The organism is Pectobacterium punjabense (assembly GCF_012427845.1).
In the GTDB taxonomy this organism is placed as follows: domain Bacteria; phylum Pseudomonadota; class Gammaproteobacteria; order Enterobacterales; family Enterobacteriaceae; genus Pectobacterium; species Pectobacterium punjabense.
Map to the genome: position 1 here is coordinate 541,424 of NZ_CP038498.1, position 25,646 is coordinate 567,069.

Sequence of the window (25,646 nt, forward strand, 5' to 3'; positions counted from 1 at the left end):
GTGACAGAAAACGAAAATTAAACGGCTTCGTTTTCGTCGGTGTAGCGTTTGGCTTTGTAGGCCGGGTGCATCAGGTTCTGGATGGAGAAAATGTCGTCCAGCTGTTCTTCGGTCAGCAGGCCGCGCTCCAGCACCACTTCACGCACGCTCTTACCGGTTTCGGCACAGATCTTTCCGACGATATCGCCGTTATGGTGGCCGATGAACGGGTTCAGGTAGGTCACGATACCGATAGAGTTGAAGACGTAAGCTTCACACACGTCTTTGTTGGCGGTGATGCCGTTGACGCATTTTTCCAGCAGGTTGTAGCAGGCGCTGGACAGAATCTGGATGGATTCGAACATGGCCTGCCCGATAACCGGTTCCATCACGTTCAACTGCAACTGGCCTGCTTCTGCCGCCATGGTGACGCAGGTATCGTTGCCGATCACTTTGAAGCACACCTGATTGACGACTTCTGGTACAACCGGGTTAACTTTGGCTGGCATGATGGATGAGCCTGCCTGCAATTCTGGCAGGTTGATTTCGTTCAGGCCAGTACGCGGGCCGGAAGACAGCAGGCGCAGGTCGTTACAGATCTTCGACATTTTAACTGCGACGCGTTTCAGGGCGCTGTGCATCATCACGTAAGCACCACAGTCGGAGGTTGCTTCGATCAGGTCTTCAGCTGGTACGCAAGGCAGGCCGCTGACTTTTGCCAAATGTTGAACGGCCAGTTTCTGGTACTCATCCGGCGTGTTCAAACGTGTACCGATGGCGGTAGCGCCCAGGTTCACTTCCAGCAGCAGCTCAGCGGTGCGCAGCAGGTTACGGTTTTCTTCTTTCAGCAGCACGTTGAACGCGTGGAATTCTTGACCAAGGGTCATCGGTACGGCGTCTTGCAACTGGGTACGGCCCATTTTCAGGATGTTTTCGAACTCTTTTGCTTTGCGCTCAAAGCCATCACTCAGTTGGGTAATCGCTTCAACCAGTTTCAGGATAGAGGTGTATACCGCGATGCGGAAGCCGGTTGGGTAAGCATCGTTGGTGGACTGGCATTTGTTCAGGTGGTCGTTCGGGTTGAGGTATTGGTATTCACCTTTCTGGTGACCCATCAGCTCCAGACCGATATTCGCCAGCACTTCGTTGGTGTTCATGTTGACTGACGTACCCGCGCCGCCCTGATAGACATCGACAGGGAATTGGTCCAGGCATTTACCGTTATTCAGTACTTCATCACAGGCTTGCAGAATGGTATCAGCAATTTTACGTGGGATGGTTTGCAGTTCTTTATTCGCCAGCGCGGCCGCTTTTTTTACCATTACCATAGCGCGGACAAATTCTGGAATATCGCTGATGGTGCTATTGCTGATATAAAAGTTCTCAATCGCACGCAGCGTATGGATACCATAATAGGCATCAGCAGGGACTTCACGGGTACCTAACAGGTCTTCTTCAATACGGATATTCGTTGACATGGTTCTTCTTCCTTTTTCTTGTTCGATGTACATAGCATCGTTTTCAATATTAAGACTATGATTTTTTAGGGTTTGTCTTTCCTGTTTTTTGATTTTCAGGTAACACGAACCCATCACGATTTGTATAAAATCATGGCTATACCCTAAATAATTCGAGTTTCAGGAAGGCGGCAAGCGAAGGAATCCCGATGAGCTTACACAGGTAAGTGATTCGGGTGACTGAACGCAGCCAACGCACATGCAACTTGAAGTATAACGGGTATAAAAAGCGTTCTCGGGGAGACGAACATGAAATAAGCATCGTTAAATGGCTAGCGGTGGATATATTCCTCCATTTTTGTTCCGTCTCCCAATCGTGAATAGTTATACCTAACTGTTATTCCGTATTATCTGGGTTGATCTCAACCAGCTTTTCTATTCCGCGGTTCAGCGTTTTCAATTTCGGAATAAATACGGTTTTAATAATGTCATGTGTGACATCGCACGCTTCTTCAAAGAACGCGCTGTATTCATCACGGTGCCCGACAATATACAGCGAACGCTTAATATTCAGCTGTTCCGGCATATGCGTTAGCACCTCGCGGGAGTGTGCAACGGATTGCAGGAAACTGAGCGGGGTGGTTACCGCCCAACCGATACCTGCCGCCACCATCGAGGTTAAGGTATCCGCATTATCAAATTCGAGCATGTTTGGTACGCGGACATCGATGCGTCGGAGGTAACGCTCAATCTGCATCCCAATCTGCGAGTTCCGGTTAAAGCGCACCAGCGGCAGCGCGGTGGAAAGCTCGCGGATGTCCTCAACCGTTTTGATGCGCTTGCGGTAATCCGGTGGCGTGATAATGAAATAGCCTTCGGAAAACAGCTGATGACGCACTACGCTATCGCTGTCGATCAACGGGTCGCTGGTGACGATCATATCCAGCTCGCGGCGCATTAACGCTTCACCCTGCTGCGGACTGAGCCCGGTACGAATCAGCAACTGCGATGAACTCTTCATCAAACTCTTGGTAAACACCGAACCACAGGTGATGGCAAACGAATCCACCAGGCCGATACGCAAGTCAGGTTTAATCCCTTTTCCCGCTTCCAACACCTGCGCCTTCAGGTTCGCAATCTCCTCCGTCAGGATTTCTCCACGGTTTTTCAACGCAATGCCGTAAGGCGTCAGGACAAAGGGGCGACGAGCCCGGTTTACCAATTTGACGCCGAAATCTTCTTCCAATAACCGGATCGTTTGCGAAATGGCAGAAGGCGTCAGGCCTAGCCGCGTGGCGGCTGCCGTCATGCTTCCTGCTTCCGCCATCGTCACAAAAACATAGACGGCGTACATATCGATCGATTTATTGGCGGACACTGTGCGTTTAACCATGTGAGTTTGCCTACGCTGCAAGGTGAATGTCGTCGAAATATGAAGCGTTAGTCTATCTCATCTCGCTGACTACGACCTCGCTAACTAATGTCAGAATAGTCGGCTAACTTCAGAAAAAATACAGGTTGCATCACTGATTAATTTTTTCTTATTTCTAGCTTTAGCGGATCTGAAGATGAAGCATGAAGAGAGCTTAAGCGCTGCCTGTAAGAGTGACTCAGCTATTTCCTCCCCGTCTTCAGGGCTGCCTCTTAGTCATATTTTTATGCAAACTGAGAGATGGTTTCGTGCGCTATAACATCGATATTTTTATGCTATCTCCGTAGCACGCGCCCGACTCGGGACGGCTCAAACGCCGCTCGCCCCGAGACCCCAGGCTTTTGGCGGAAATTATGCCGCTTCGCGGTACCATCGGTATTCATGAGCACTAGTCGAGCCGCCAGTGACGCGTTCCCTACGCGGCACTGGCTTTCGCGGCATCCATGCCGCTCACTCGGTGCTCATGCCCACCGCTGCATAATTTTTTACGCCGGATAACGGCAAAACTCGTGATGAATCCCTGTATCTGTGTATAAGAAACAATATACAGGGATATAACGTATTGTTTTTACTGCGTAGTGAGACGCGAATCACCCACTGCCGTGACTGTGCGCACATGACGTTCCGCCTGTTCACACATTTCCAGCAGCGCTGGAATCAGGTGTGCGGTGGCGTTGAGGCAGGCGCCTAGCTGGTTGAGGCTTTCTTGCGGCAGTTCCACGTCATTTTGCAGTGTGTCGCCTAGGTAATGCAGGCCGTGGCACAGGCCTTCAACCGATTCGGCAGCAATCGCGCCGAGGTCGCAGAGCTGAACGTCATCTAACTGCGCGAAAGGCAGGCCAGCGATCAGATCGCGGAAAATGGTAATGGTGCTGTCTGCGGGTGTGGCGTGAGTGTCCGTCATGGTCATTTTTTCCTTGAGATAATTAAGTCCGCCACCACACAAGGTTCCAAACTTGGGGGGTGACACAGACAGGATTGGAACCCCGGCTCTCAAGAAGACCGGTCAACCTTACGGTTGTCCTGCCTGCGTCACCGTAAAGAGTGTGCACGCAGCCCCTGAAAAAACAAAGCGTTTTTCAGTCTTGAGATGCTCGGGGTTCCAAGCCCGGCTACGGATGTTGCCGCAGCACAGAGACTGTATTCCAACGATGAAAAACGTGAAATAGGGTGGATGGATTTACAGTGGAATTACAACGGGTTTTGGAATGAAGGTCGCAGAAACAGGCTTGAAAGCCTCCGCTGGCAAACCGCGATACACGGGGCGACCACAGGGGTGAGGCCTCCCTGCGGGAACCTCCCCCTGTGTTTCCCCTAAAATGAGGCGACTACGCTGCCTGTGGGGCGGAAAAGCGTTCTGTTTATCGAGCGGTATCTTATGGAACCAATCAGCTCAACACATGATAGCGATAGAGCATTTTCTCAAGGTCCTGTTTCATGCTGACGAAAAGCAGGATCTCTATGATTCCACTTTCTTCATCAACATCATACAAACAGCGAAAATCATCTTCTACTGAGAGACGTTCACGGAGCGAAATTCCCTTATCGGATAATATCGCGTTGTGCCTGTAGCGTGCAGGATCTTGAGAAATGGCCTGTATGGATGATGAGAACAACGATTCAGACCATGTAGCGGCCTGCGCAATGCCGATATAGTGAGATTTATAAGACTCAGCATCCTGCAAAGACCAGACAGCCGCAGGTGCGACTTTAATGGTGTACGAACTGGCCAAATTGGCTCCTTATTTACGTTCGTGCTTCACGTAATTTTTGTAGTGCTTCCTCGGCGGACATTCCCTGACCGTCTTTAATTTCTTTTTTGGCTGTCATCACCAGTTTCAAAAGTGCGTTAGATTGCCTTTCTCTTTCTCTCTCGATCAACTCTGCCTCGCGCTCTGCTGCCGTCTGCACGAAAAGTTCTGCGGAGCCGTTCTTCGTTATATAAACGCCCCCCTGGAACAGTTCAGGGTTGCCAAGGCCTTCACGGGCCGACTTCTGAGACATTGTGGTTTTCATATCATCTTCCTTAATTAAAACAATTGCTTATGTTGAATATGGCTATAAGCGGTAGACTTCTGCTATGTGACAATAGCGAGTAATTTTCATCTTGCTGTTGCCTTGAGAATAACAGAGTAATGATATCGTAGCCTACACGTAAGGTATAAATTTATGATGAATTTATACCCGCTTCAACCCCTCCCAGCTCAGCCCAAAACGCGCCAGATATTTACGCAGTCGGTCAGCGTCGTTGGGCTTCTGTTTTTGCTGGCGTGAGACGGCGAACAGCTGGCGACCGGCTTCGGAGAGCGAATTGGTGGTACGACAGACGTTGAGCACGGTTTCAAGCTGGCGCTGTTCAAACAGATCGATGTTGGCGAGTTCTGGCGGTAGCGCGGTTGCTGGCGCATCACTTCGCCAACTGGCTTGCAGGCGAGCAACTTCTTCCTCGACCAGTGCAACGGTGATACGCCCTTGTTCCGCCAGCGTCGCCATGCGGGCGATGGAAGAGCCGAGTTCGCGGAAGTTGCCGCGCCACGCGGCCAGCGATGAGCAGGCAAAGGTGAGGTAGCGTTGTCGAGCGTCTTTATCGAAGCGGATCTGTGTTTGGTGATCGCGTGCGAAGCGCTGGAGTTCGTAGTCAATGTTCGGTTCTATATCTTCCCGACGTTCCGCCAAGCCCGGCAAGGGAAAGGTCCACATATTGATACGGGCGTAGAGATCTTCACGAAATTTACCCTGTGCAATCCACTCGTGCAGGTTGCGGTGCGTACCGGCAATCAGTTGGAAATCGCTGCTGACTTCTTTATCCGAACCAAACGGTAAAAAGCGTTTTTCTTCAATGGCCTTGAGCAGCATCGCCTGTTCATCCAGCCCGAGTTCGGCGATTTCATCCAAAAACAGCATCCCGCCGTCCGCTTCACGTAGGAGCCCCGTTCTTGCTTGTAACGCACCGGTAAACGCGCCTTTCACATGACCGAACAGTGTCGACATCGCATTATCGCCGCGCAGCGTGGCACAGTTAACCGCAACAAACCTACCGCTGACCAGATGGCGAGATTGACGTAACTGATAGATGCGTTGGGCCAGAAAGGATTTCCCCGCGCCCGTCGGCCCAGTCAGCAGCATCGGCGCGGTAGAGCGTAGTGCGACGCGTTCAATCTGGTCGATCAGCGCGTTGAACGTGTTGTTGCGCGTTTCGATGCCTGATTTCAGGAACGAGACGGAGCGCTCCTGCTCATGCTGGAAGCGGCTGGTGAGGGTCGCGTAGCGGCTGAGATCCAGATCGATAACGGCATAGATGCCCTGCGGTGCCGGACGATCCGCTTTCTCCCCCGGCGCGGTTTGCAGCAGCTTGGCGGGCAGATAGCGGGCTTCGGTCAGCAGGAACCAGCAAATCTGTACGACGTGGGTGCCGGTGGTGATGTGAACGAAATACTCTTCGTTCTCGGTATCGAACGGGTAGCGGCTCGCAAAGTCCAGAAAGGCGCTGTAGACCTCTTCCAGATTCCACGGATCGTTTAACTCAACGGTCTGAAGCGTGACCTGCGTGGCGGGTGATACCACAGCGATATCCTCTGCCACCTGTTGTGCCATTCCCTCGTTGCGCGATTGATGCAGCAGTTCCAGACGGTCGACCGGAAAATCGGGCTGCTGACACAGGCCGACGGTAGGCCGCCATTTCGTCCAGCGATTCTCCCGTTTACCCCGCCTATCCAGCTTGGTTCCCAGAACACCAATGACGACACGACGCTTCATGTTATACCTTTATATAAATTATTATCCTATAGGATAAATTTACCGGTTCTTTTGTGTTGTTGCTAGTTTTCATGATTTATTTTTTAATCATTAATTATCAATTGGTTATATTTTTATTTTGTCTTTTTCAGAAAACTGGCACGCCTTTGGCAATATCTATAGCGAATAATGACAAACAAAGAGAAGAAAAAATGGAAGAGATGAAAACGCAGGATTACGACATGATGTCACCCGTGAATAGCGCACCGGTAAAAATGTGGACACAGGGCGTGCCTGTGGAACCGGAAGCTCGCGATCAACTGCTGAATACGGCCAAAATGCCGTTCATTTTTAAACATCTGGCGGTGATGCCGGATGTGCATCTGGGAAAAGGATCGACGATTGGTAGCGTGATCCCGACGCGTGGCGCGATTATCCCGGCGGCGGTCGGCGTAGATATCGGTTGTGGGATGATCGCGGTACGTACGTCACTGGTTGCCAGCGACCTGCCGGATAACCTGCTGGGGCTGCGTAGCGCGATTGAACAGGCGGTGCCGCACGGGCGTAGCGTCACGCGTTCCAAACGTGATGTCGGTTCCTGGCAGAACCCGCCGCAGACGGTGGATACACACTGGTCGCTGTTGGAACCGCGTTTTAAGCGTTTGACGGATAAATATCCGCAGTTGCTGAAAACCAACAACTATCAGCATCTGGGAACGTTAGGAACGGGTAACCACTTTATTGAAATCTGTCTGGATGAAGTGGATCGCGTGTGGGTGATGTTGCACAGCGGGTCGCGTGGTGTAGGGAACGCGATAGGGTCGTTGTTCATCAAGCTGGCACAGGAAGATATGCAGCAGCACATTGCGAATCTGCCGGACCGTAATCTGGCGTATTTCGAGGAAGGAAGCCTGCACTTTGATGATTACATCGAAGCGGTTGAATGGGCACAGGATTTTGCGCGTCATAACCGTGAAGTGATGATGTCGCATACGCTGGCGGCGTTGTCCCGTATTGTGACGAAGCCGTTTACCACTCAGCAGGAAGGCGTGAACTGCCACCATAACTACGTGCAGCGCGAAACGCACTTTGGTGAATCGGTGCTGATCACCCGTAAAGGGGCGGTGTCGGCGCAGAAAGGTCAGATGGGGATCATTCCGGGGTCGATGGGGGCGAAGAGCTTCATTGTGCGCGGATTGGGGAACGAAGAGAGCTTCTGTTCCTGTAGCCACGGTGCGGGAAGAACGATGAGCCGTACCGCCGCGAAAAAACGTTTTACCGTGCAAGATCAGATCCGCGCGACCGCACACGTTGAGTGCAGAAAAGACAGCGACGTTATCGATGAAATCCCGATGGCGTACAAAGATATCGATAAGGTGATGGCGGCGCAGTCATCGCTGGTGGAAATTGTGCACACGCTGCGTCAGGTGGTGTGCGTGAAAGGATAAGATCATGATGGAAAAGGATTATCGCGTCGATGCGGCTATGCGGACGCGGATAAAATTAGTCTTACAGGATGTGGAAGAACGTTATCAGGTGAAGGTGCTGTATGCCTGTGAGTCGGGGAGCCGTGGCTGGGGATTTGCCTCCCCAGATAGCGACTACGACGTGCGCTTTCTCTACGTGCATCGGCCGGAGTGGTATTTACGTGTCGAAGCACAGCGCGATGTGATAGAGCTGCCTATCGATGATGAGCTGGACGTCTGCGGTTGGGAATGGCGTAAAGCACTTGGTCTGCTCAAACGGGCTAACCCGACGCTGATCGAATGGCTGGATTCGCCCGTAGTCTATCAGGAAGATCGGGATGCTACGGCTGAACTGCGGGCGGCGGTGCCGACGTGGTTCTCGCCATCCAAGGCTCGCTGGCACTATCTGTCGATGGCGCGTAAAAACTTTCGCGGTTATTTGCAAGACGAGACGGTACGCCTCAAAAAATATTTCTATGTGCTACGCCCACTGCTGGCGGTGCGCTGGATAGAAGCGGGTAAAGGCATGCCGCCGATGCGCTTTTCGCAGTTGCTTGCGGGAACGGTAAACGATCCGCGCCTGTTGGCTGAAGTTCATCAACTGTTGGAGATAAAGCAACGGTCAGGTGAGGCGGAATACGGCCCTCGACGGGAAGTGATCCACGCGTTTATCACGCAGATGCTGAACGATGCCGATAGCCTCGTGGTATTGCCAGACAGTAAGTCCGATGACGACACGATGCTGGATGCGCTGCTGTACCGGACGGTGATGGCGTAATTGGCTATGTTCCTGCCGTCAGAGAAAAGATATTAAGGATAAAAAATGAAAACATGGTTAGCCCGTTTATTGGGTAAGGGAAATGCCCCTGTTTTTCCGGTGACGTGGGAACGCACGCGGCCATCGATTTATGACTGGCTTGCACCTTATGTGGATTCTGGAGAGATTTTGCCGGATAGCGCACAGACATTACCGGATGAGTTACCCGTGAAAAAGGGCGAGATCCGTTGGTCGGCGGGGGCACTTGATGGCGCGATGGGGCACCATTTTAGGTCATCAGGTGATGCGTCATCCGCAGAAACGATTGTTAAGGCGCTTGAAGCGGTACTGGCTCGGCCTGAACACGAGAATATGGCGCGGCTTTATCACCTGCTACAGGGTGACTCACCGCTGGATTACATTGATGCGTTATTGGAAATAATAGCGGAAGATCAGCGTGTTCCCGCTGAAGCATTATGCCGACTGGTTGAATGGCTGGCGATGAAAAGCCCCGATCGGAATGTCGTAAAATTTGCGATGGCTCTGCTGGCCTTTTTCCCTACGCAGAACAGTGTGCAAATATTGAAAGTCCTGGGCGCTCATGATGAATTGACGCTCTATGCGATTGTGGCACTCGGCGCGATTCTGGACGGTGATGAATATGAGCGTGAGAGTCTGGCTTTAGCGAAACGTGTGGGTGGCTGGGGACGTGTTCAACTGATTGAGCGTTTACCAGAAACCGTAGCCAAAGCGACGCGTGACTGGTTATTACGTGAAGGTTATGTCAATGCGGTGATGTATGAGTATACGGCGTGGCATTGTGCGACAAAGGGGTTACTGGTTGACGCGCTTAAACAAGAAAACGATGCGCCATTATTGTTGGGGGCTGGGGAAATTCTACAGGCGTTAATCAATGGTGGACCCGCTCAGGATATGCAGGACTATCCTGATGGCGCAGAAGCTTGCCAGCGATATCTTGAGCAAATGCAGGCAAGCTTTCAGCGTGATATTCGCCACTATCTGGCGATAAGCGATATCTGCCGTTTTGCTTCTGAGCAGCAAAGTGAAGAGGGGGGTTGGGAATCGGCACAGTGCAGTGAACTCATTGATCGAACAACGCGGTTACTGGACCGGCCAGAATGGGAGAGCATTATTGCCGATTGTCTTGAGGGGGAGGATAAGTACCACTTTAATCTTGCGCTTTCAGCCAGCCGTTTACGCCATAGCGATCCCTGGATGTTTATTTATGCCAGACAGCGTGATAACCCTCAGGACGATAACTGGTATCAGCTGATGCAGACGGATAATCCTGACTATGTTGCCAATGTTGTTACGTTGGCGGAACAACAGTTGGATTTACAAAGCATTGCTTCAGGGCCAGACAACTGCATGGGAATGGGACCTGAATATCGGCAGCATCACGCATTGGACTTTGTGCTTCAGGACTTGAAACGATTTCCGGGGATGGGATGGTCATTACTCGAGGTTGGTTTACAAAGCCCAGTGGTCCGTAATCGTCACATGGCGATTAATGCGCTGGAAGTTTGGCCTACGTGGGATGACGCGATTGCGCAGCGTATTGTTGAATGCTTGCGTCAAGAGCCTGATGAGCAGGTACGAGAACGCCTAAGCGCCCTCGCAACCGTATTTGAGGCAATGAAGGGCTAAGAGGATCTGCCCGTGTTGATGTTACCCCGCCCCAAAAAGATATGCTCACGGTGGTACGCCATTTGTGACAGGTCGAGTGGGTAGGCGTCTGGCAGGTGAATTTGCTTGCATTTGTATTGGGCAACGTCGTTGCTATGGCGATGCCCATCTTTTCATTTACAACAACTGAGTGATGGAGCCGCCATTTTCAGTGAATACCACACTCGCTCTTGCACCATTGACGAGTGACATTTGAGGGGGGATATGGCCAATGTCCACATCATACAGCACAGGAATAGTGAGATCCCCGAGAGCAGAACGTAAAGCGTCTAAATAATGTTGTTGTGTGGGGTCACTTACGTCTGGTGCTGCACTTCTGCCTATCAGAACACCTTTCAAGTCATTGAACCAACCCTGTAAGCGTAAGCTAAATAATGCTCGCGTTAGCTCACAAGGGTTCATTTCCACGTTTTCAAAATACAGAATGATTCCTTCGTCGTGATGCTGTGCCCTAAACAAAGATAGGTTACCGAATGGGGTACCCGCTAACCTTGATATGATATCCAGGCATCCACCAATTAGGCGTCCCTGAAAATAGGCAGAAGAAGTGGTTCCATCAAGGTGCTTCCACCTTGTCTTTTGCGTCAGATTAAAACCCGCATCGGTTGCGGTACCCCATTGATTTTCATCAATTTGAAACGCAGTTGATGCGTGTTGTTTAACTACCGTTCCCCGGTCGCTCTCCAAAATATTCCATATGGCTTGCGTGGTGGGATCTAGCTCTTTGGCACCAAGATCCATGAGGTTAGGTCCATGTACCGTTGCCCAACCAGAAAGCGTAGTCAGTGGGAAATGAAATGTACTGAGATCTGAAAATCCAACAAACCATTTAGGTTCGGTTTTTGCTAACCGATTGAAATCTAGTAGCTCAAGTAATTCGATGGCCAAATCACCTCCCCATGGTGGCATAACGGCCTTTACCTCATGGTCGGTTAGGTAACACATCAGCTCTTTTGCTCGTGACGTTTTGCTGGCACTTTTATTTTTATGCTGGGTGCGTAAGCATTCCCCCTCACGGACTCTAAATCCTTTTGCCCTTAGGTTTTTTATGGCGAGTTCCAGTCGAGCATGCAAATGTTGAGGGACACCAGATGATGGCGCAGTTATAGCAATCAGATCTCCTGGAACCAGTTTGGGGGGGAAGCGGATACTCATGTAGTTAAATCCTTATCTTCAAGGCAATCCATAGTCCATAAATTAAACTTAACTACCAGATTTATTTGGTAATATGACGTGATTACCCCTGCCCCAAAAAGATATGCTCACGGTGGTACGCCATTTGTGACAGGTCGGGCGGGTAGGCGTCTGGCAGGTGAATTTGCTTACCTTCGTACTGGGCAAAGTTGACGTCACTGACGGCGCTTTTCAGCTTTTTGATGCGTGGAGAAAGCAGCATTTCCAGCGAATCATTGAAGCTGATGAGTCCCATATCAAAGGCTTTGTCGTGCAGGTTGGACAGACAGAGACCGTTGCTGGGATCGAGGCGATATTCTGCCGCTGTTTTCCACGGTTGAATATGGCTGGCGACCAGTAGCGCGGGCTCTTCCAATCCAGTCACGCAGCAGCGTTCGCCGTAGTTGCTGAGTACGCGTTTGCGGAATAGCTGCTGACCAATGCGCGTTTTTACCTGTGTAAGGCGTTCTCCGCCGTGATAATCAGGGATTTCGCTGTCGTTGGCTTGGAACGGTGCTGGTACTGCTGTCGCTTCCGCCGCTCCTGTTTCGAGCGATACCATCGCCTGCTGGCACTGCTGTTCAAATAACTCAGGATTGTTGCCCATCTCCTTCCACAGCGCGCGGTCAGCGTTGGACGCGCCACGCAAACCGGTGCGTCCAGAATCGATAATAAACGGATCGAGACTAGCCAGATTAACTAGCTTCATCGCCAGTGCGGAAGGCGTGCGGTTAATCAACCCAGCATAGTGAATGATATCGGGGTTACGCGAATGCAGCCTGCCAAACGGTAGCTGACTGTACAGGGTGAAGGCGATCAGTAGCTGATCTCGCGTCCAATGGTTGGTAGCAGCCATGCGTGTGTTGTCCGTTCGTTAGCGCGTCGGGTTAGTGATAGCGTTAACTATGCCAGGTCAGCCGGTAAAATGCATGCGCTTGCCTCCGGCTGGATAATTGCCGCGGGCTGCGCTAACGTTCTGACAGCCTTCCTATTATGACGCCGAGAGACTATGCCCCGTTCTTCTATTCCCTTGTTTCGTCCCCTATGCGCATTGGCTCTGCTGGTGCTGGCGGGCTGTTCTAGCAAGACCGCGACGCTGCCGGAATCGCGGCCTGAGGATGTTCGTGCTCAGGTACTCAAGCTGCTGCCGGACAACGTGAAAGATCGTCAGGGTTGGGCGACCGACATCGCCACGGCGTTCACCACGCAGGGACTCGATCCCAGCAATGAAAACCTGTGTTCGGTACTGGCCGTAACCGAACAAGAGTCGACGTTTAATGCCGATCCGCAGGTGCCGAATTTGTCGAAAATAGCCTGGCAGGAGATTGACCGCCGTGCAGAGAAAGTTCATGTACCGGCGTTTCTCGTGCGTACCGCACTGCTCATCAAATCCCCTAACGGAAAAAGCTACAGCGAGCGGCTCGATAAAGTGCGTACAGAAAAAGAGCTCAGCGCGATCTTTGATGATTTCATCGACATGGTACCGATGGGGCAGACGCTGTTTGGTCGGCTAAACCCGGTGCATACCGGTGGGCCAATGCAGGTGAGCATCGCCTTTGCTGAAGCTAACGTGAGAGGCTATCCGTATACCATGGACGGCACCCTTCGGCAGGAAGTGTTTAGTCGTCGCGGTGGGATGTATTTTGGCATCAAACACTTGCTGAACTATCCAGCAAATTATCCGCAGTCCATTTATCGGTTCGCTGATTTCAACGCAGGACGGTATGCCAGCCGGAACGCGGCGTTCCAGCGTGCCGTGAGTCGTCTGACAGGGATTAAGCTGGCGCTGGATGGCGATTTAATCAACTACCGTTCGGATAAAGCCAGCGCTACGGAGCTAGCGGTGCGTGCGTTGGGGAAACGTCTGGACATGAGCGAGAGTGCAATTCGTCGTGCGCTGGAGAAGGGCAATAGCCTCGATTTTGAAGACACCAGCCTGTATGAACGCGTTTTTGCGCTAGTGGATAAGTCGGGCACGAAAGCGCCGCGCGCCATCCTGCCGGGGATTACGCTGGAAAGTCCGAAAATCACCCGCAAACTCACTACGGCATGGTTTGCCCAACGTGTTGATGAGCGCCGTCAGCGGTGCCTGGTGAGAGCCAAATAGGCAACGCCCTCAGTGAGGGCGTTAGTATCACAATGTGGAAAGGGCAGGCCGACCATTAGGCGATGTGGTCTGCTCTTCTCGAACGGTATCGTCCCCGCTACCTTGATAACAGCGTGTGCGGTAAAGGCTGCTGTGGTGCGCTATCGTCAACCTTGAAGCGGCTGACCAGCGATTCCATTTCAATTGCCTGTTCATCCAGTAATTGGCTGGCAACGGAAGCCTGAGAAACCAGCGTCGCATTTTGCTGCGTGACCATCTCCAATTGGCTGAGTGCTTCGTTAATTTGCGCGATGCCCAGCGACTGCTCATCGGCAGCAACCGCAATCTCATTCACCAGATCGCGTACTTTACGCGTGCCGGTGACGATGTCGTTGATCCCCCGGTTCGATTGGTTGACCAGCTTCGTCCCTTCACTGACGCTGGCAATGCTATCGGCGATGAGCGCACGGATTTTGCCCGCTTCGTCTGCACTACGCTGCGAGAGTTGACGAACCTCCGCAGCAACAACGGAGAACCCTCTGCCATGCTGTCCCGCCCGTGCAGCTTCAACTGCGGCGTTCAGTGCCAGCAGGTTAGTTTGAAAGGCAATAGCATCAATGGCGGCAACGACTGCGTTTACGCGCTGGCTGGAATCCTGAATTCTTTCCATCGCACTGCTGGCCGATTCGGTAATGGTTCCGACGCGGTGAGCCTGATCGTCTACCTCTGTCGTCAACTGACGTGCCTGCCCGGCAAAGTCTGCGGTTTGTTTTACCGTGACGGTGATTTCTTCCATGCTGCTAGCGGTTTGCACCAGTGAAGCGGATTGCTCTTCGGTACGCTGTGCCAGATCCTGATTGCCGTTGGCGATCTCGCTACTTGCACGCCCGATGGTCTGTGAACTGCGCTTAATATTTACCACCATATCGGCGATGTTTTCCAATGAGGCGTTATACGCCTGATTCAACTGCGAAAGCTCATCGGTTCCCGGTACGCGTAGACGGCGCGTAAGATCCCCGCCCATTTCGCGAATGGTCGTCAGCGTTTGCTGAAGCTGTTCGTTGATGCTGCGCATAATCATTAAGGCCAGGCCGATCGCCATCAGCAGAGACACCAGAGCTCCTGCTAAATAGCTAATCCAAGACTGGCGTGCATCGGCAGCCAAGGTGTTAACCTGTGTAGCCAGATCGTGGGCGGCGAGCTGTTCAACCTTTTTCAACTCATCTATTTTTGCTGTTTGCTGGTTAAACCACTGGCTTGCATCAATCGCAAAATTACCGCCAGGGGAAGCGATGGCCTTATTGCGCATTTGCAGCGCGCTCTGGGCGGAAGGGTTATTAAGAGCCTGTTCGAAAGCCTTGCGCAGCTCGATATTGGCGAACATGTTATAGGCAGTGATATACGCCTCTCCCTTACCCACCATTTGGTTCAGACGCTCGAACATCCCGGTAGCAAAGCTATTGGCAGAGAAGGTGTTGGAGAGTACGGCGCGCTCAAGCCCGGCTTGTTCTTTGACGTTCAGCAGGTTGTAGTAGGCCGCCAGCCGCTGTGCAATGCCGCCGTCACTGACCAGATGGGTCATATCTCCGACAATATTCAGCAGATAGGTGACGGAATCGGAATAGTAGCCGAGCGCCTGGGTAACAGAGATCGAGATATTATCGACATTACGGCGATGTTCGCCGATTTGTTGTACTTTCTGCGCGATTTTACCAAGCTCTTCGCTAACGGCAGACCCCAGTTCGTCCTGACTTAGGTTAGCGGTGGTTTGCTCCAGCACCTGCTGTGCCCGATCGGTCGCTTGCCGCTGCGTAGTGAGCTCTGCACCAAAATTTTTCCCCTGACTGCCAAAATAGCCCGCACTCAAACCACGTTCGCGCTGGAGTTGGTGGGCGAACTCGCCTGCATCGCGCGCCAGCGTAATCAGTTTCGCCATGCGGACCATTTCATTTTCCGTGCTGCGTCGCTCCACCACGCCGGAAAAACTGAACCACAACAGGGCAAGGATTGGCGGTAGGAGAGCCAAAATGAACTTACTACGGATCGATATGTGATGTAGGGATTTCATAGATATGCTCCATTGCTTGCAATCCGTCCGTATCTGACATGTGCAGTGTGCAAAAGTAGACAGGGGTTTATTTTAGTTTCGGCGTAATGGGACAATGGTTTAGCATTGATTTCATCGTTCCCTTAAAAAAATCACGCCTATTTCGAATACCACCATATTGATGAAAATATATTTATTATTATTTAATGGGTTATGTGATTTTTTGCAATGAGATCTTTAACTTATCGTACATCTAAGGTGGTATGCGTTTTTTTGCCTTGATGCTGGTATTTTTGCTATCTGGATTACTGTGAGCCGTATCGTGATACGGCGGGTAATAGCGCGCCCGCCGTGAAGATGTGACGAAAGGATTAGAACCATTGGCCGAAGCGGCGGATGTAGGCGCGCTTGACCAGTTGAGCGACGGTGCAGTAGCCAATCAGCGTGGCGACCAACCAAGGGAAATATTCCCACGGCAGCGGCTGCAAGCCGACCAGCGGCCCCAGCGGAGAGAAGGGTAGGTAGACGCCCAGCGCCATCACCAGTCCGGTCATCAACATCACTGGCAGCGCCGCCGTACTCTGAATGAACGGAATCTTCTGGGTGCGCAGCATGTGCACCACCAGCGTTTGTGACAGCAACCCCTCAATGAACCAGCCTGACTGGAACAGCGCCTGATGCTCGACGCTGTTGGCGGCAAACACGAACCACATCAGTGCGTAGGTTGTGATGTCAAAAATCGATGACGTCGGTCCAATACACAGCATGAAACGCCCGATGTTTTTAGCATCCCATTTGCGGGGTTTGCGCAGGAACTCTTTATCCATTTTGTCCCACGGTAGCGACAACTGAGAGATGTCGTACATCAGGTTCTGAATTAGCAGATGAATCGCCAGCATCGGTAGGAAAGGAATAAAGGCGCTGGCGACCAGCACGGAAAACACGTTGCCGAAGTTGGAACTGGCGGTCATGTTCAGGTATTTGATGATATTACCGAACGTTTCTCGCCCTTTGATGACGCCTTCTTCCAGCACCATCAGGTTCTTTTCCAAGAGAATGATATCGGCTGATTCTTTGGCGATATCCGTGCCGGTATCGACGGAAATCCCGATATCGGCATCGCGCAGAGCGGGCGCATCGTTGATGCCGTCGCCCAAAAAGCCAACCGTATGATTATTGCCTTGCAGCGCCTTCAGCACGCGGGATTTTTGTAGCGGGGTCAGCCGGGCAAAAATGGTGCGCTGTTCTACCAGTACGCCGAGCTGTTCATCGCTAAGCGCATCAATAGCATTCCCTTCCAGTACCTCACCCGGTTCCAGCCCGACATCGCGACAGATCTTGCTGGTAATAATCGCGTTGTCGCCCGTCAGGACTTTAACGGCCACACCGTTTTCATGCAGGGCGCGAATCGCGGCAGAGGCGCTTTCTTTCGGCGGATCGAGGAACGTCAGCAGGCCGCAGAGGGTGAGATCGCGTTCATCCTCGGCGCTGAGCGGCAGGGTGCTGCCCACTGGGCTCAGTTCGCGTGTGCCGATCATCAGCACGCGGAACCCTTGCTGGTTGTAGCTTTCTGCCAGTTTTTTCAGCGTGTGGCGGCGCTCGTCGTCCAGTTCATGCCGCTGCCCGTTCTCACTGACATGCGTAGCAACGGCCAGCATTTCTTCTACCGCACCTTTGCAAATCAGGCGCTGTTGGTTGTGCTCATCGGCCACGATGATGGACAGGCGGCGGCGGATAAAATCAAACGGCAGCTCATCGATTTTGCGGTAGCGGCCCAGTGCGGCAATGGCAGGATTATGGCGACCAAATTGCATGATGGCCTGATCCATCAGGTTTTTCATACCGCTCTGATGCGCGCTGTTAAGCCAGGCGAGTTGCAGCACGCTCTCATCGACCTGGCCCTGCGTATTGAGGTGATGCTCAAGGATGATACGATCCTGCGTTAGCGTGCCGGTTTTATCGGTGCACAACACATCCATCGCACCAAAGTTCTGAATCGCGTTCAGCCGTTTGACCACCACTTTGCGTCGCGCCATGGCGATCGCGCCTTTTGCCAGATTGGAAGAAACAATCATCGGCAGCATTTCCGGCGTCAGGCCGACCGCGACCGCCAGTGCAAACAGGCTGGCCTCCATCCAGTCACCTTTGGTGAAGCCGTTAATCAGTAGTACGACAGGCACCATCACGATCATAAAGCGGATCAGCAGCCAGCTTACGCTATTGACGCCGCGATCGAAGGCGGTTTGGGAACGCGTGCCGACGATGGATTTTGCCAGCGAACCGAAATAGGTATGGCTGCCGGTTGCCACCACGATTGCCGTCGCCGTGCCGCTGGAGATGTTGGTTCCCATTAGGCAAATGTTGGATAACGCCAGCAGGTCGCTTTCTCCGCCGCCAGTGGGCTGACAGCCTTTGGCACTGATATCGCTGAAGACATCGTATTTTTCGATCGGCAGCGATTCACCGGTCAGCACTGCCTGGCTGACGAACAGATCGCGTGATTCCACCAGCCGGATATCCGCAGGCACCATGTCGCCGGCTGAGAGGGTCAGGATATCGCCGGGAACCAGTTGTTGAAGAGGAATTTCCTGCATGACAGCAGTGGCGCTGGCGTGAGGGCGTCGTAGGACGGTGGCCGTTGTGCGCACCATGGATTTCAGCGCCTCTGCGGCTTTATTGGTACGAAACTCTTGCCAGAAGCGCAGCAGACCGCTCAGGCTAACCATCACCAGAATGATGACAACACCAGTAAGCGACGTCTCTTCATGGTCACGCAGCGGTAGCCAGTAATCGGTGAAAAAGCTGATAGCGGCCAGCGCCATCAGCACGTAAATAAACGGATTATTAAATGCGGCGGCTAGCTGCACCAGTGCGTGTGGCGCTTTTTCATGGGCGACGCGGTTTTCGCCATAGGTTTGCTGGCGCTCAATGACATCATCATGGCTTAAGCCGTGCAGGTGGGTATTCAGGTTAGCCAGCGTTTGGTCGAGGCTGTTTTGCGCTTCACGGGCAATCGCAAAGGTGGCCGTGGGGGTCTTACGGGCGTGATGATGCCCCGTTTGCGTGATCATATCGGTCATGATACTGCTCTCTTAATGTTGCCTGTCCGCCGCGTACGGGCGCGCATCCCGGATAAAGGGACGTAAAGCGGAAAAAATGAAGGTATTAAGGGAGGTAAACGGCGCAGGCGAGAGAACAGAGAGGTCGGGGAAGAAGACGATCCTTATTCTAACGGATGCGGTTCACCGGGCCATCTAGGGTGCTCGTCCATGTTGTCTCCTTATCGCCATGTAGCGAAATAGTTGTCGGTTTGCGAAACAAAGTACGTAAAAACAAAGTACGTAAAAACAAAGTACGTAAAAACAAAGTACGTAAAAACAAAGTACGTAAAAACAGAGTACGTAGAAACAGAGTACGTAGAAACAAAGTACATAGTTTAGTGGTGCAACCATAACTCAGTTTGCCTAAACCGCACGTCAACGTTTACTCATGAGTGACATCAGAGGGGCTTGTTGCCAATCAGCGGGTGTTACGGTGGCGTACTGCACGGCGGAGAGAGGTCGGAAAAGAAATGAATGAGAAACAAATGAGTTAGAAACAAATGGTCGCCCCGCCGGGTAGCCAGCGGGGCTGCTGCGAATTAATGAATTCTCAGCATGTGGTCCTGATTAACTTTGAAGAAACGAACGGCATCGCGCAGCTGTTCGCCCTGTTCTGTCATGGCATGTGCTGCCGTGGCGGATTCTTCCACCAGCGCGGCGTTCTGCTGGGTGACTCGATCCATTTGTTCTACCGCGACGCTGATCTCTTTGATGCCAATATGCTGCTCGTTGGATGCCTGAGAAATTTCCGCCACGATATCCGTCACTTTTTTCACCGACTGCACAATCTCCGACATCGCCTGACTGGCTTTATCTGCCCGTGCGGAACCGTCGGTGATCTTCTCCACGGTACCTTCAATCAGCGTTTTGATCTCTTTGGCGGCGTTGGCACTCTTCTGTGCCAGCGTCCGAACTTCGCCAGCCACAACGGCAAAACCTTTCCCTTCGCTTCCTGCTCTGGCCGCTTCTACTGCGGCATTCAATGCCAGGATATTCGTCTGGAAGGCAATACCTTCGATCACGGCGATAATATCGACAATTTTCTGTGAACTGTCGGAGATCTCGTGCATACGTTTAAGCATATCATCCACGATGAGCCCACCTTGAGAGGCGGTTTCCGACGTTTGCTGCGCCAACTGGCTGGCTTCTTTAGCGTTATCCGCATTCTGCCGCACGGTGTGTGTCAACTGCTGCATGTTGGCCGATGCCTGAATCAACGAAGCAGCCTGCTCTTCGGTACGCTGTGACAAGTCACTGTTACCTTGAGCAATTTCGCTGGATGCCAGCGAGATGGATTCACTGCCGTTCATGATGGTATGCACGATGTTCATCAACTGTTGGTTCATGTGGTTGATTGACGCGAGCAGACTCGAGTTGTCGCCCTGACGCAACTGGATTTTTGCTGTCAGGTTACCGGACGCGATCTCGGTCATGATTTCTTGTGCGTAATGAGGATCGCCGCCGAGCTGACGAGAAATATTACGTGAAATAATCGTCGCGATAGCAATGGTTGCCAGCAGAGCCAACACCAGCAGCCCCCACACGTAGTATTGTGAGGTACGGTATGTCGTTTCGGCGCTGTCTACGATAGTTTTTGTTGTGGCGATTTCCATCTCGACGAGTTTCGCCAGGTCTTTCATGAGCTGGCCGCGATATTTGCCAGAGCTTGCGCCGCTGATCTTGCTGGCTTCTTCCAAATCGCCCCGATTCACGATGTCAATCAGCGTGGCGTTGACTGAGTTGAAAGCAGAGAAGTTTTCGCCAATCACCTTGATCAGTGCTTTTTTATCCTCATTGCTGGCAACCGCTTGATAGTTCTTAAACGCAGTAAGGAAGGCATCGGCGTTTTGCAATAGTTCCTTACGGTGACCTTCACGCTCCTCAGGCGTTTTTGAGTCAATATACTGTACTTGCTGTAAACGTGTTTCAGACAGCACACCGCGCATTTCCAGGCTATATCGTACGCCGGGTAGGCTGCTGCTGCTTAATTCATCAATACGACTATTATTAACGCTAAGCTGGAGTAGTGAAACCACACCTAATAGCAACATCATTGCTATCAGCACGGAAAAGCCGAGTAATAACTTGGAAAGCACTGTGAGTTGAGAAAATTTCATCGCTATTCTTATTGATTATATAGAGAAGGTAGTAGTGATAACGGCAAAGAAAATAAGATCTTTATAATACGGAATTCGATAAATTGGCCTTAATGAATAAATGGAGTTTAATGTCACCCTGCATTAACATGTCAACACTAAATCCTGATAAATCAAAAATTGATAATATATTTACCCTGATAATGGAGGGTTAAAAATTATTTTAATAAATGTTTTTATTATTGATATAAAGAGGGGTATTCACAAATAGGATAAATAAAATGTGACTATCGTCAACAATCTATAGTTATTTATATCTTTTAAAATAACAATTGTCTGTAACAGAATTTATTCATCAAATTACGGAGGTAATATATTTATTATATTACCTCCGCAGGATTATTCTTAGTTCAAAGCATTACTCAGTCCAGATAAAACACAGGTTTCAGTGCAGCGCTGACCGGGCTGTTATCGGGGTTGGCGGGCATCACGTCGCTCATGTGTTTCCACCAGCGTTGGCAGACTTCCGTTTGCGCAATCGCCTCCCAGCGCGCTTCGGATTCGACTTCTACATAACCGAAGAGCAGGTTGCGTTGCTCGTCTAGAAAAATGCTGTAGTGGTGCGCCCCGTGGTTTTTCAGCACCTCGGCCAATTCCGGCCAGATCGGGTTATGACGACGCTGATATTCGTCGTGGCAGTCAGGAAAAACCGACATCACAAAAGCTTTACGCAACATGGCTGCGTCCTCATCATCGTTAGCAGAACAGAACGCCACGATGGTATGCCGTGGCGTTGTGAGATTGAAGGCAATGTTGTATGCGCCTATGCATTATCTGAACTACACGTATTATCTAAACTACACGTATTATCTAAACTACACGCGCAGCGCGGCTTCCAGCGGAGTGACGCCGAAACGTTTACCCAGTGCGATCAGCTCTTCGGTAGAGATCGTTTGTTTCTTACCGCCCATCGAGATGACTTTCACCATAACTTCGGCGGATTTCTCGGCAGTATCGATCAGGCCGAAGGCGTCATCCAGCGTTGGGCCAGTACCGAAAATGCCGTGAAATGGCCACAGTACCAACGAATGACGCTTCATTTGCTCGGAGGTGGCATCGCCAATGGCATCGGTGCCCGGCACCATCCACGGCACAATGCCTACGCCGTCAGGGAAGACGACCAGACACTCCGTGCTACCTTCCCATAGCTCACGGGTGAACTTGGCGGTATCCAGTTCTAGCACATAGCTCAGGGCGATCAGATTGGTCGCGTGGCAGTGCATGATGACGCGATCGTGTCCATGGGTCACACCCATGCGCACAATGTGCGACTGGAAATGCGAGGCCAGTTCAGAGGTTGGCAACCCGCCGTTGGTCAGCCCCCAGAAGATGCGGTAGCCTTTGCCGTCGCTATCGATCTGCAACACTACCAGTGAATCCGCCGGGTCCAGTTGAACGTTGCGGAAGAACTTGCCGGAGCCCGTAACGATAAACCAGCAGTCCGCCAGTTCTGGCATTGGCTGTGATAGCGCTTCATGACGCGGCTGCGGATAGAAATCGCTTTCATAAGGCGTCACATCCTCAGCCGTCAGGCGCAGGCTGACGTTACCGCCGTTACGTTCGTCCCAGCCTTTGAGCCACATGTCGCTGGTGGCTTTAACCATTCCCTGTACAAACCAGGAAGAGAGAATTGCTTGCATAGTCTTACCCTTGACGTTGAGTGAGGATAGTTTCTTCATACTGACGTACCTGTTGCAGCCAGTCGCTGCCTGGGATGACGTCATGACGCTGGCAGTAGTGCTCCCACACGGCTTGCCACGGCAGCGATTTTTGCTCTTCCAGCAGCGCCAGACGTGCGGTGTAATCGCCGTTTTGCTCCAATGTGCGCAGCGTTTCCGTGGGTTCCAGCAGCGCGCGCAGCAGAGCTTTCTTCATATTGCGCGTGCCGATGACCCAGGCCGCGATGCGGTTGATTGAGGCATCAAAGAAATCGAGCCCGATATGGACGCGATTAAGCAATTTATGGCGCACGATCTCGTGAGCGATAGCCTGCGTTTCGTCATCCAGCAGCACGACATGATCGCTGTCCCAGCGCACCGGGCGGCTGACGTGCAGCAGCAGGCGCGGGACGTAAAGAATCGCGCTGGAGATCTTGTCGGAAATCACTTCCGTCGGATGGAAGTGTCCGGCATCCAGACAGAGTGCGGTGCCGCGGCTGGCTGCGTAGCCGAGACAAAATTCGCTGGAGCCGACGGTAAAACTTTCCGCGCCGATCCCGAACAGCTTGCTTTCCACGGCGTCGATATGGTGTGCCTGATCGAGCGGTTCGGCGATGACCTCATCCAGTGCGCTGAGCAGCCGCTGGCGGAACGCCAGACGATCGATGGTTAAATCTTTCATGCCGTCCGGCACCCAGATGTTCATGACTGACGGTGTACCGAGTTCGCGACCGAAGTAAGCAGAAATCCGACGGCTTGCCTGACAGTGCTCAATCCAGAAGCGGCGCACTTTTTCGTCTGGGTGTGACAGCGTAAAGCCGTCTGCACTCAGCGGATGAGAAAAGCAGGTCGGGTTAAAGTCTAGCCCAAGCTGGTGGCGTTTAGCCCACGCAACCCAAGAGCTGAAATGTTCTGGGGCAATTTCGTTACGGGCGACAGGCTGTGCGGATTCCAGATAGATAGCGTGCAGGTTCAGCCGCTTGGGGCCGGGGATCAATGCAAATGCCTGCTCCAGATCGGCACGCAGTTCATCCGGCGTACTTGCCTTACCGGGGTAGTTGCCGGTGGCCTGAATACCGCCCGTTAATGGCCCGCCAGTGTTTTCGAATCCGGCCACATCATCGCCCTGCCAGCAATGCATTGACACCGGAATCTGGTCGAGCTGTTCCAGCGCGGCCTCTACGTCAATATTCAGGCTGGCATAACGCGCTTTTGCCAACTGCCATGCGGTTTCAATTGGTGTGCTCATTGCGTAGTCTCCTTTTTGCCCTGTGGGGCGGTTTCTGGCTGGCTGAGCGCCTGAAAGCGACGCCAGTGCCCGGCAAAATCACTCTCTGCACGCGGGGTATAGCGATGCAGAGGGAAGTTATGAGTCAGCATGTGACGGAATGCTGTAAGGTCGGTGACAGCACCTAGCGCCATCAATTGGCAGCCGATATTGCCGAGCGTAGAGGCTTCGACCGGCCCGGCGAGAACCGGGATCTGGCATACATCAGCACACAGTTGGTTCAGAAACGCGTTCTGGCTGCCGCCGCCGACAATATGCAACTGGCGGATTGGCGCATGACGCAATTCGCCCAACTCCAGCACGACCTGCCGGTAGAGCAAGGCGAGGCTGTCGAAAATGCAGCGTGCCAGCTCGGCATCGCTTTGGGGAATGGGTTGACCGTGCTCACGGCAATAGTCACGGATTGCCTGATGCATGGACGGTGGGTTGATAAAGCGTTCGTCATTAGGATTAACGAGGCTAACAAAAGTGGGCAGAGCGGCGGCGGACTGAATCAATGCGCCTAAATCCTTGATGCCACGCTCCTGACAAACGCGCTGTAGCAGCCACAGGCCCATGATATTTTTCAGCACCCGATAGGTGCCGTCTACGCCACCTTCATTGGTGATATTGGCTGCTAGCGCCTGCGGGCAGTTAAACGGGGTGTCGCTCTCGATGCCCATCAGCGACCACGTGCCAGAACTGAGGTAGGCGCTGTCGCGGCTCTGCAACGGTGCACCGACTACCGCGCTGGCGGTATCGTGCGTCGCGACGGCGGTAACGGGAATCTGCCGCCCGCTCGGCGCGGCCCAATTCCCGACGGCGTGCCCCGGCTGCACGGGATCGCTCAACCAGCGGCGCGGCACATCCAGATAGTCCAGTAGTTCGCCGTCCCAGGTTTTCTGTTCCAGATTGAGCAGTTGAGTCGTGCTGGCGTTGGTGTATTCGCAGACCCGTTGACCCGTGAGGCGATAGTGAAAATAGTCGGGGATCATCAGCAAATGCTCTACTCGATCCCGATCGTCGGGAGGCATGTCGCACAGCGCTTTGAGCTGGTACAGCGTATTGAACGGCAGAAACTGAATGCCGGTACGTTGATAGATGGCCTCACGGCCCAGCTCTGCGGTGACGGCAGCCATCACACCGTCGGTACGATGGTCGCGATAAGAATACGGTAGGCCGACGCGCTGTCCGTTTTTATCGAGTAGCACATAGTCCACGCCCCAACTGTCTATCCCAATGCTATCGGGGGCGAGACCCGTAGCATCAATTTGGTGTAATCCGGTAAGAATGTCGTGTTCCAGTGTGGCCAGATCCCACTGGTGATGACCGTCCTGAAAAATCAGCGTGTTGCTGAAACGGTGAATTTCTTTCAGCGTCAGATGCTGCGTTGCGGTATGGAACGTCGCCAGCATCACCCGACCGCTGGATGCGCCCAAATCCACCGCCACGATATTCTTCACCGCCATAGCCGCCACTCCTTATCGTTGAATGTGTTGCAGTGTAAGGATCGGTAACAGAAGCCACCTTCCGGTGAGTGCCACCTGTAACAGGCGATTGGCAAAATGACAAAGCTGACCGTGAAAGGGCTCACAATCTGGGAAATTACTCAGAGAATAACCATG

General features: G+C 52.4%; 19 protein-coding genes. 4 read left to right on the top strand and 15 right to left on the bottom strand.

Annotated elements, in window-relative coordinates; all coding sequences use genetic code 11:
* Positions 1 to 17: 17 nt before the first annotated feature.
* The 6 genes from aspA to rtcR all read right to left on the bottom strand — a co-directional run bounded on the left by aspA (position 18) and on the right by rtcR (position 6,624).
* Positions 18 to 1,457, bottom strand: coding sequence for an aspartate ammonia-lyase (gene aspA / locus E2566_RS02500; RefSeq protein WP_005971181.1), 1,440 nt, complete (start codon positions 1,455 to 1,457; stop codon positions 18 to 20).
* Positions 1,458 to 1,833: 376 nt separating this feature from the next.
* On the bottom strand, positions 1,834 to 2,829 hold the full coding sequence (locus E2566_RS02505; RefSeq protein WP_107170788.1) for a LysR family transcriptional regulator: 996 nt from the start codon (positions 2,827 to 2,829) through the stop codon (positions 1,834 to 1,836).
* Between the two features lie 607 nt (positions 2,830 to 3,436).
* Positions 3,437 to 3,772, bottom strand: a complete 336-nt coding sequence (locus tag E2566_RS02510) for a hypothetical protein (protein ID WP_107170789.1) — start codon at positions 3,770 to 3,772, stop codon at positions 3,437 to 3,439.
* A gap of 484 nt (positions 3,773 to 4,256) precedes the next feature.
* Positions 4,257 to 4,601: a hypothetical protein gene (locus E2566_RS02515; protein ID WP_107170790.1), complete on the bottom strand. Its 345-nt coding sequence runs from the start codon at positions 4,599 to 4,601 to the stop codon at positions 4,257 to 4,259.
* A 13-nt stretch (positions 4,602 to 4,614) separates the two neighbouring features.
* Positions 4,615 to 4,884, bottom strand: a complete 270-nt coding sequence (locus E2566_RS02520) for a hypothetical protein (RefSeq protein ID WP_010286776.1) — start codon at positions 4,882 to 4,884, stop codon at positions 4,615 to 4,617.
* A 162-nt stretch (positions 4,885 to 5,046) separates the two neighbouring features.
* The gene (gene rtcR, locus E2566_RS02525) at positions 5,047 to 6,624 is read right to left on the bottom strand and encodes an RNA repair transcriptional activator RtcR (protein ID WP_107170791.1); all 1,578 of its coding nucleotides are present in this window, start codon (positions 6,622 to 6,624) and stop codon (positions 5,047 to 5,049) included.
* 191 nt (positions 6,625 to 6,815) lie between these two features.
* Between rtcR and E2566_RS02530 the strand changes: the two genes are divergently transcribed.
* Genes E2566_RS02530 through E2566_RS02540 form a run of 3 tightly spaced genes read left to right on the top strand, consistent with a single transcriptional unit; the run spans position 6,816 to position 10,494 of the window.
* Positions 6,816 to 8,051 carry an RtcB family protein gene (locus E2566_RS02530; RefSeq protein ID WP_165800678.1) on the top strand — a complete coding sequence of 412 codons (1,236 nt, stop codon included), beginning with the start codon at positions 6,816 to 6,818 and terminating at the stop codon, positions 8,049 to 8,051.
* A gap of 4 nt (positions 8,052 to 8,055) precedes the next feature.
* Positions 8,056 to 8,847 carry a nucleotidyltransferase domain-containing protein gene (locus E2566_RS02535; RefSeq protein WP_107170792.1) on the top strand — a complete coding sequence of 264 codons (792 nt, stop codon included), beginning with the start codon at positions 8,056 to 8,058 and terminating at the stop codon, positions 8,845 to 8,847.
* Between the two features lie 45 nt (positions 8,848 to 8,892).
* Positions 8,893 to 10,494: a hypothetical protein gene (locus E2566_RS02540; RefSeq protein WP_107170793.1), complete on the top strand. Its 1,602-nt coding sequence runs from the start codon at positions 8,893 to 8,895 to the stop codon at positions 10,492 to 10,494.
* 156 nt (positions 10,495 to 10,650) lie between these two features.
* Here E2566_RS02540 and E2566_RS02545 read toward each other — a convergent pair whose 3' ends face one another.
* Both E2566_RS02545 and E2566_RS02550 read right to left on the bottom strand, forming a co-directional pair.
* Positions 10,651 to 11,688: a S66 family peptidase gene (locus E2566_RS02545; protein ID WP_107170794.1), complete on the bottom strand. Its 1,038-nt coding sequence runs from the start codon at positions 11,686 to 11,688 to the stop codon at positions 10,651 to 10,653.
* Positions 11,689 to 11,770: 82 nt separating this feature from the next.
* On the bottom strand, positions 11,771 to 12,562 hold the full coding sequence (locus E2566_RS02550; protein WP_107170795.1) for an HNH endonuclease: 792 nt from the start codon (positions 12,560 to 12,562) through the stop codon (positions 11,771 to 11,773).
* A 153-nt stretch (positions 12,563 to 12,715) separates the two neighbouring features.
* Between E2566_RS02550 and E2566_RS02555 the strand changes: the two genes are divergently transcribed.
* Positions 12,716 to 13,813, top strand: a complete 1,098-nt coding sequence (locus tag E2566_RS02555; protein ID WP_107170796.1) for a DUF1615 domain-containing protein — start codon at positions 12,716 to 12,718, stop codon at positions 13,811 to 13,813.
* A gap of 97 nt (positions 13,814 to 13,910) precedes the next feature.
* Here the strand turns inward: E2566_RS02555 and E2566_RS02560 are convergent, their stop codons facing one another.
* From E2566_RS02560 to rhaB, 7 genes are all read right to left on the bottom strand, one after another.
* Complete coding sequence (locus E2566_RS02560; protein WP_107170797.1) at positions 13,911 to 15,860, bottom strand: methyl-accepting chemotaxis protein; 1,950 nt, start codon at positions 15,858 to 15,860, stop codon at positions 13,911 to 13,913.
* A 350-nt stretch (positions 15,861 to 16,210) separates the two neighbouring features.
* Entirely contained in the window at positions 16,211 to 18,919 is a 2,709-nt protein-coding gene (mgtA, locus tag E2566_RS02565; RefSeq protein ID WP_107170798.1) for a magnesium-translocating P-type ATPase, read from the bottom strand.
* Between the two features lie 560 nt (positions 18,920 to 19,479).
* Positions 19,480 to 21,057: a methyl-accepting chemotaxis protein gene (locus tag E2566_RS02570; protein WP_107170800.1), complete on the bottom strand. Its 1,578-nt coding sequence runs from the start codon at positions 21,055 to 21,057 to the stop codon at positions 19,480 to 19,482.
* Between the two features lie 401 nt (positions 21,058 to 21,458).
* A complete protein-coding gene (gene rhaM / locus E2566_RS02575; protein ID WP_107170848.1) occupies positions 21,459 to 21,773 on the bottom strand; it encodes an L-rhamnose mutarotase in 315 nt (104 codons plus the stop codon).
* A 138-nt stretch (positions 21,774 to 21,911) separates the two neighbouring features.
* Positions 21,912 to 22,736: a rhamnulose-1-phosphate aldolase gene (gene rhaD, locus E2566_RS02580; protein WP_107170801.1), complete on the bottom strand. Its 825-nt coding sequence runs from the start codon at positions 22,734 to 22,736 to the stop codon at positions 21,912 to 21,914.
* 4 nt (positions 22,737 to 22,740) lie between these two features.
* Entirely contained in the window at positions 22,741 to 24,003 is a 1,263-nt protein-coding gene (locus tag E2566_RS02585) for an L-rhamnose isomerase (RefSeq protein ID WP_107170802.1), read from the bottom strand.
* Positions 24,000 to 25,490 carry a rhamnulokinase gene (gene rhaB / locus E2566_RS02590; protein WP_107170803.1) on the bottom strand — a complete coding sequence of 497 codons (1,491 nt, stop codon included), beginning with the start codon at positions 25,488 to 25,490 and terminating at the stop codon, positions 24,000 to 24,002. The genes E2566_RS02585 and rhaB overlap by 4 nt, the downstream gene beginning before the upstream one ends.
* Positions 25,491 to 25,646 lie beyond the last annotated feature (156 nt).